Here is an 8,050-nt window from a genome sequence, read left to right as displayed (position 1 = left end):
GATGCAAACGCTAATTGACGGAAAGGAGGCGTGGCACGATAAAATCACTACATTGAACATCTGAATTTGATCTGACAGTCACTTCCGTCAAATCGGGTGTCTGTCAGATCGGGTCGCGACTACTACACCTAAGGCGAGTCCGCCCTGGCTGGTCTGTTTCAGGACGGGTTAGCGGCGATAAAAAAGCCGGGTCGCCCCGGCTTTTTTATCAATTTGTGACATGCAGTTCGTCCATGCACTGCAGTTCGTCAACGCACTAGAACGCAGGCTTGACCTCTGCCGCGTTGTAACGCTCCACACCTTCGATGATCTCTTTGCGCGCTTCTTCCAGACCGCCCCAGCCATTGATCTTGACCCACTTACCCTTGTCCAGATCCTTATAGTGTTCGAAAAAGTGCGCGATCATGTTAAGGCGCCATTCGGACACGTCCTGATAGGTTTTCAGGTGTCCGTACAGGCCACACACCTTGGGCACCGGTACAGCCAGCACCTTGGCGTCCAGACCGGCTTCATCTTCCATCAGCATCACGCCCAGCGGGCGGCAACGCACCACCACGCCTGGCAACAGGGGCACTGGGGTGAGCACCAGCACATCGACCGGGTCGCCATCGTCTGACAAGGTGTGCGGAATATAACCGTAGTTGGTGGGATACTGCATGGAAGTACCCATGAAGCGGTCAACAAAAATGGCACCGCTGTCCTTGTCTACTTCATATTTGACGGGATCACCCTGCATGGGGATCTCGATGATGACATTGAAGTCGTCAGGCAGCGAATTACCGGAAGAAACCAGATTGAGAGACATAGGGCGTAGCGTTCCAAAAAGTCAAAGATTATACGTGATTAGGTGAGGGCCTTATAGGTCAAGGTATCCTGGTCATAGTTGAGCATGGCGCCGTTCATGATGTCGAAATACCAGCCGTGCAATTTGATTTTGCCGCTGTCGAGACGCGACTTGATCCACGGGAAGGTGCGCAGGTTATCCAGCGACACGATGATGGCCGCCATTTCACACTGACACAGCTTGTCGGCCGCACTGAGATGGGGGAAATCTGCATTCACACGCTGCTCGGCGCGTCTGGCCATGTTGACCCAGGGGGTGATGAATTCACCCGGCAGACCTTCCGGGATGCCTTCGAACAGAGCCTTGATGCCACCGCATTGACGGTGACCGAGCACCACGATGTGCTCCACGCCTAGCGCGCACACCCCGAACTCCAGCGCGGCACTGACGCCGTGATATCCGCCGCCCTGCTCATAAGGGGGCACCAGGTTGGCTACGTTGCGCACCACGAACAGGTCGCCGGGTTTGCAATCCATGACGATGGCGGGATCGACGCGGGAGTCGGAGCAGGCGATCACCAGCGTGCTGGGTTTCTGCCCCTGACTCAGTTCAGCGAACAGCTGCTGCTCGTCGGCGATGAAATAGTTAGCGTGGAAACGACGGTAACCGTCGATGAGTTTTTCAAATTCTGTCATGTTGTTCTCTTTTTACTTGCTCGCGACAGATGATGATCACCTGTGATGGAATAAGCTTCAGTGCCAGATAAATCAGGCCCGGCACGATCAGCACCTCGTCCAGTTGCCCGATCACCGGGATGAAATCCGGGATCAGATCAAATGGTAATAACACATAGCCTATGGCCAGCCACAACAACAGGCGCGCCAGCCAGGGCGTTTGCGGGTGTTTGAGCACCCGCTGATACACACGCAGCTCGAATTTGAGCTGCTGTGCGATCTGCTTTAGCGCCTGTTTCAGCGGAAGGTTTTCCCGGTCAACCTGAAATAAGCCTCCCGGTATTTGTCGCCGGTCTTGCTGGCCACTTCATCCGGCAAGGCCGGGCCGGGAGGGGTCTTGTTCCAACCGGTGGATTCCAGCCAGTCCCGCACATACTGCTTGTCATAGCTGGGCGGGTTCTTGCCCGGCACGTACTGGTCTGCAGGCCAGAAGCGCGACGAATCCGGCGTCAGCGCTTCGTCGATCAGATACAACTGGCCGGCTTCATCCAGGCCGAATTCGAACTTGGTGTCAGCGATGATGATGCCACGCGTGAGCGCGTAAGCTGCCGCTTCGCTATACAGCTGGATACTCACCTGCGCCACTTTTTCGGCCAGCTCTTTGCCCAGCAGCTCTGCGGCACGGTCCAGCGTGATGTTCTCGTCATGGTCGCCCACGGCCGCCTTGCTGGATGGGGTGAAGAGTGGCTGCGGCAACTTGGCCGCTTCCTGCAGGCCGGCTGGCAAAGGGATGCCACATACCGTGCCGCTGGCCTTGTATTCCTTCCAGCCGGAACCGACCAGATAGCCACGCACGATGGCCTCGATCGGCAAGGGCTTGAGCTTTTTCACCAGCAGGGCGCGTGGTCCGAGCTGGGCTTTTTCAACCGGGTCGCTGACCACGCTCATGGGGTCGGCACCGGTCAAGTGGTTGGGGATGACATGGCCGAGCTTGTCGAACCAGAAATTGGCGATCTGCGTGAGGATGGCGCCCTTGTCCGGGATGGGCGTAGGCAATACCACATCGAACGCAGACAAGCGGTCCGTGGCGATCAGCAACATGGTGTTGGCGTCCACATCGTACAGGTCGCGCACCTTGCCACGGTGCAGCAGGCGCAAACTGGAGATGCTGCTTTGCAATAAAGGCGGGTTCACCGTAAATCCTCGAATTGAGTCAAGCTGGATTATACAACGGTGCAGCCATGTGCCAAAAACCGCGCATGCGCAGCAGCACGGTCATCAGTACACGTCCAGCAGTACACATAGTGCAAACACGTGCATCAGCGCACGCTGGCCATCAGCTCGCCGCTGCGGTAACGCAAGGCCATCGCATCGGTGCTGAGTGGCTGGATGCGCGCTGCCATGCCAGCCGAGCCGAAGGCTTCGTAACGTGCCTGGCAGATAGCCCGCATGGCGCTCACACCCGCCTGCAGGAATTTGCGTGGGTCGATCTCACGCGTGTTGCCCGGGGCCTGCATGAAGCGGCGCACCGCGCCGGTGAAGGCCATGCGCAGGTCGGTGTCGATGTTGACCTTGCGCACGCCATGGCGGATGCCTTCCACGATCTCGTCCACGGGCACGCCCCAGGTCGGCGGCAGGTCGCCACCATGCGCATTGATGATGTCGCGCCATTCCTGCGGCACCGAAGATGAGCCATGCATGACCAGATGCGTGTTCGGAATGCGCGCGTGGATGGCTTTGACGCGGTCTATGGACAAAATCTCGCCGGTAGGCGGGCGTGAGAACTTGTAGGCCCCGTGCGAAGTACCGATGGCGATGGCCAGTGCGTCCACCTGGGTTTGACGCACGAATTCGGCCGCCTCGTCCGGGTCGGTGAGCAACTGGCTGTGATCCAGCTTGCCTTCGGCACCATGACCGTCTTCCTTGCCTGCCAGCCGCGATTCCAGCGAACCCAGCACGCCGATCTCGCCTTCCACCGACACCCCCACCGCATGCGCCACCTCCACCACCCTGGCGGTCACCGCCACGTTGTAGTCGAAATCCGACGGGGTTTTCATGTCTTCGCGCAGCGAACCGTCCATCATCACACTGGTGAAACCGGAGCGGATCGCCTGCATGCAGATGGCCGGGCTGGCGCCATGGTCCTGATGCATGACGATGGGAATGTGCGGGTAGGCTTCCACCGCCGCCGCAACCAGATGGCGCAGGAAGGCTTCGCCCGCATAGTTACGCGCACCCACCGAGCCCTGCATGATGACCGGGCTGTTGCAGGCGTCAGCCGCCTGCAGGATGGCGTGCATCTGCTCCATATTGCTGACGTTGAAGGCTGGCACGCCATAGCCATGCTCGGCAGCGTGGTCCAGCAGTTGCCGCAAGGAGATCAGTGCCATAAGGTACTCCAACTCATCGCGTGCTCCGGCTCATAGCGTGCTCCAGTTCATGGGGTGCGGCCTTCCTGCCAGGCATGCTCACGCACGCGCACGATCTTCATGGTGTTGGTACCGCCCGCACGTCCGATAGGCTCGCCAAAGGTAAGCAGCACCAGATCGCCCTCCTGCACCACGCCGTTACGCAGCAACACCTGTTCCATCTCCAGCAACAGGTCATCGCGGTCCTTGCCAGCCTGATAGATGGGGAACGGATGTACACCACGGTAAAGGGTGAGTTTGCGGCGCGCGGTTTTTTCTGGTGACAGTGCGTAGATCGGCACCGAGGTATCGGCACGCGACAGCAACTGCGCGGCCGTGCCGGACTGTGTCAATGCGGCGATGGCCTTCACCTGCAAATGCTTGGCGGTGTACACGGCCGCCATGGCGATGGCTTCGTCGTTGCGCTGGAATTCAGGGTTGGCCTGATACGGCAAACGTTGTGCGTCGTATTCTTTCTCGGCCTCGATGCAGATCCTGTGCATGGCCGCAACGGTCTCCAGCGGATACTGCCCTACCGCGCTCTCTGCTGACAGCATCACCGCATCCGTGCCATCCAGCACCGCATTGGCCACATCCGACACCTCGGCGCGCGTCGGGATCGGGCTGCTGATCATGGATTCCATCATCTGCGTGGCGGTGATCACCACCTTGTTCTGCGCACGTGCCATGCGGATCATGCGTTTCTGCAGGCCGGGCACGGCGGCCTCGCCGACTTCCACGCCCAGGTCGCCACGCGCCACCATGATCACATCCGAGGCTTCGATGATCTCTTCCAGCGCGTCGATAGCTTCGGCGCGCTCGATCTTGGCCACGATGCTGGCCGTGCCGCCCGCTTTCTCGACCAGCGCACGCGCTTCACGCACATCATTGCCGTCACGCGGGAACGACAAGGCGATGAAATCCGCCTCCAGCGCCACGGCCGTCTTGATGTCGTCTTTATCCTTTTCGGTCAGTGCAGCAGCGGCCAGCCCACCGCCCTTGCGGTTGATGCCTTTGTTGCTGGACAGCACACCACCGTTGTTGACCTTGCAATGCACTTCTGCGCCCTGCACCGACTGCACCGTCATGACGATACGGCCATCATCAAGTAACAGCACGGTGCCAGCCGCCACTTCCTGCGGCAGGGTCTTGTAGTCCAGCCCGACACGCTGCTGGTCACCCAGCTTGCATCGGGCATCCAGAATGAAAGGATCACCCGCGGCCAGCAGGATATTGCCATGCTCGAATTTACCGATGCGTATCTTGGGGCCCTGCAGGTCACACAGCACACCCACCGGGCGGCCAAGTTTAAGGGCGATGCTACGCACCAGCGCCGCACGCTGGATATGGTCTTGCGCGCTGCCATGCGAGAAATTGAGTCGCACCACATCCACACCGGCCATGATCATGCGGGCCAGCATCTCTTCGCTGCTGGAAGCAGGCCCCAGCGTGGCGACGATCTTGGTTTTACGTAAGGTCAATTTTATCCTTCAATACCTTCAAATCAACAGGTCATCCAGCCAGACCGGCATGACGGGATTGCCAGTCATTGCAGCACATATTGGCAACGCATATTCAAGCGGCGACAAAAGCACTTGCGACAACACTAGGGTCTCAATACTAGGGCCTCAACAGTATGGCCTCAATACTGGGCCTCAAACACAAAAGGGCTCTTGCGAGCCCTTTCATCATACAAGGTACTCAGGCTGTTACATCACCCTTGGGCGCGTTGCTCCAGAATCTCCACCGCAGGCAAGGTCTTGCCTTCGAGGAACTCCAGGAACGCACCCCCTGCGGTCGAGATATACGATACCTGATCGTAGATGTCGTACTTCTGGATCGCAGCGATGGTGTCGCCGCCACCTGCCAAGGTAAAGGCCTTGGTGTTGGCAATAGCTTCGGCAATCGTCTTGGTGCCCGCACCGAACTGGTCGAACTCGAACACACCGACCGGGCCGTTCCACACCACTGTCGCAGCGTTCATGATGATGTCTGCCAATTCCTGAGCAGATTTCGGGCCAATGTCGAAGATCATGTCATCTTCAGCCACGGCACCCGCGTCCTTCAGCACGGCAGGCTCGTTGGCATCGAATTTCTTGCCACACACCACGTCCACCGCGATCGGCACGGCTGCACCACGTTGGGACATCTTGCTCATCAGTGCCTGCGCCGTGGGCACCAGATCATTCTCGCACAGCGACTTGCCTACTTCATGGCCTGCCGCCTTGAGGAAAGTATTGGCGATGCCACCGCCCACCACCATCTGGTCCACTTTTTCGGCCAGGCTTTCCAGCACGGTCAGCTTGGTGGACACCTTGGACCCACCAACGATGGCCACCATGGGGCGGGCCGGGTTCAGCAAGGCCTTGGTCAGTGCATCCAGCTCGCCCACCAGCAGGATGCCGGCCGCCGCGATGGGCGCGAACTTGGCCACGCCATGCGTGGACGCTTCAGCACGGTGCGCAGTACCAAAGGCATCCATGACAAAGATATCGCACAGTTTCGCGTATTTTTGTGACGTTTCATCCAGGCTCTTTTTCTCGCCCTTGTTGAAACGGCAATTCTCCAGCAGCACCAGCTCGCCATCGGCGACCTCGAAACCGCCGTCCACCCAGTCCTTGACCAGGCGCACCGGCTTACCCAGCTTGGCCGCGATCACATCCGCGACCGGCTTCAGCGAGTTCTCTTCGGAATACACGCCCTCTTCCGGGCGGCCCAGGTGCGAGGTCACCATGACCTTGGCACCGGCATTCAAGGCAAACTCGATGGTCGGCATGGACGCGGTGATGCGTGCATCGGAGGTGACCTTGCCGTCACTGACCGGCACGTTCAGGTCGGCACGGATGAACACGCGCTTGCCCTTGAGATCCAGGTCGGTCATTTTGATTACAGCCATGATTTCTACTCCCAGTTTTTCTGTTATAGCTTAGGTCATACGCCTCAGCCCATGCCACTCAAATCATGTGACGAGGCGGATGCAGGACAAGGCGCGCAGCGCGCAGCGACCGAGACCTACCTATCAGGCAGGCGAGGAAGCGAGCACTGCGCAACGCCGTCATGCGCCGCCGCAGGCCATGATCAAGAAATATGTTGCACTAAGCGCATGAGATTACAGGTATAGCCATATTCGTTGTCATACCAGGCCACCACCTTCACAAAGGTCGGATCCAGCTGGATACCGGCATCGGCATCGAACACGGATGGGCAAGTCTCGCCACGGAAGTCAGTGGAAACCACCTTGTCGTTGGTGTAACCCAGCACGCCCTTCAGCGGGCCTTCGGAGGCCGCTTTCATGACCGCGCAGATCTGCTCGTAGCTGGTTTCTTTTTCAAGCTCCACGGTCAGATCCACCACCGATACGTCAGAAGTCGGAATGCGGAACGCCATGCCGGTCAGCTTCTTGTTCAGGGACGGGATCACCTTGCCCACGGCCTTGGCAGCACCGGTGGAAGACGGGATGATGTTTTCCAGAATGCCACGGCCGCCGCGCCAATCCTTGTTGGATGGGCCATCCACGGTCTTTTGCGTGGCAGTTGCCGCGTGCACCGTGGTCATCAGGCCACGTTTGATACCGAAGTTGTCATGCAGTACCTTGGCCACTGGCGCCAGGCCGTTGGTAGTGCAGGAAGCCGCCGACACGATGGCCTCGCCCTTGTAGGATTCGTGGTTGACGCCGTACACGAACATGGGCGTGTCATCCTTGGAGGGTGCCGATTGCACCACTTTTTTGGCACCTGCGTCGATGTGCTTCTGGCAGGTTTCTTCGGTCAGGAAAAAGCCGGTACATTCGATCACGATGTCCACACCCGCTTCATTCCATTTCAGATTGGCGGGGTCTTTCTCGGCAGTCAGGCGTATGGTCTTGCCATTCACCACCAGATGGTTGCCCTCTACGGCCACCTCACCCTTGAAGCGGCCATGCACGGAGTCGTGCTTGAGCATGTACGCCAGATAATCCGGTTCCAGCAGGTCGTTGATCGCGACCACTTCGATCTCGGGAAAATCCTTGACCGCTGCACGGAACACCATACGGCCGATACGACCGAACCCATTGATACCTACTTTGATTGCCATCATTTTTCCTTCAATTTGATACGATCAGTTTGCCATGACGCATTAACCACACCCTGCATCAAAACAGGCGCAACAAACAAATAAGGCACCCCGAAAGGTGCCTTATGTTG

At 58.6% G+C, this 8,050-nt stretch carries 8 protein-coding genes; all 8 read right to left on the bottom strand.

Annotation, left to right across the window (positions count from 1 at the left end):
• Positions 1 to 256 precede the first annotated feature (256 nt).
• The gene (ppa, locus tag ED236_RS12200) at positions 257 to 805 is read right to left on the bottom strand and encodes an inorganic diphosphatase (RefSeq protein ID WP_123238261.1); all 549 of its coding nucleotides are present in this window, start codon (positions 803 to 805) and stop codon (positions 257 to 259) included.
• A gap of 38 nt (positions 806 to 843) precedes the next feature.
• Positions 844 to 1,479 carry a carbonic anhydrase gene (locus ED236_RS12195; RefSeq protein WP_123238260.1) on the bottom strand — a complete coding sequence of 212 codons (636 nt, stop codon included), beginning with the start codon at positions 1,477 to 1,479 and terminating at the stop codon, positions 844 to 846.
• Complete coding sequence (locus ED236_RS12190) at positions 1,466 to 1,708, bottom strand: YkvA family protein (protein ID WP_420820427.1); 243 nt, start codon at positions 1,706 to 1,708, stop codon at positions 1,466 to 1,468. The genes ED236_RS12195 and ED236_RS12190 overlap by 14 nt, the downstream gene beginning before the upstream one ends.
• 47 nt (positions 1,709 to 1,755) lie before the next feature.
• A complete protein-coding gene (locus ED236_RS12185; RefSeq protein ID WP_123238258.1) occupies positions 1,756 to 2,652 on the bottom strand; it encodes a phosphoribosylaminoimidazolesuccinocarboxamide synthase in 897 nt (298 codons plus the stop codon).
• Positions 2,653 to 2,777: 125 nt separating this feature from the next.
• Positions 2,778 to 3,848, bottom strand: a complete 1,071-nt coding sequence (fba, locus tag ED236_RS12180; RefSeq protein WP_123238257.1) for a class II fructose-bisphosphate aldolase — start codon at positions 3,846 to 3,848, stop codon at positions 2,778 to 2,780.
• Between the two features lie 47 nt (positions 3,849 to 3,895).
• Positions 3,896 to 5,347, bottom strand: a complete 1,452-nt coding sequence (gene pyk / locus ED236_RS12175) for a pyruvate kinase (RefSeq protein WP_123238256.1) — start codon at positions 5,345 to 5,347, stop codon at positions 3,896 to 3,898.
• 233 nt (positions 5,348 to 5,580) lie between these two features.
• On the bottom strand, positions 5,581 to 6,762 hold the full coding sequence (locus tag ED236_RS12170) for a phosphoglycerate kinase (protein ID WP_123238255.1): 1,182 nt from the start codon (positions 6,760 to 6,762) through the stop codon (positions 5,581 to 5,583).
• A 182-nt stretch (positions 6,763 to 6,944) separates the two neighbouring features.
• Entirely contained in the window at positions 6,945 to 7,940 is a 996-nt protein-coding gene (gene gap / locus ED236_RS12165) for a type I glyceraldehyde-3-phosphate dehydrogenase (RefSeq protein ID WP_123238274.1), read from the bottom strand.
• Positions 7,941 to 8,050 lie beyond the last annotated feature (110 nt).

The organism is Pseudomethylobacillus aquaticus (assembly GCF_003730115.1).
Lineage (GTDB): Bacteria > Pseudomonadota > Gammaproteobacteria > Burkholderiales > Methylophilaceae > Pseudomethylobacillus > Pseudomethylobacillus aquaticus.
Note: the sequence above shows the minus strand (reverse complement) of the source record. Positions and strands in the feature narration are given on the sequence as shown.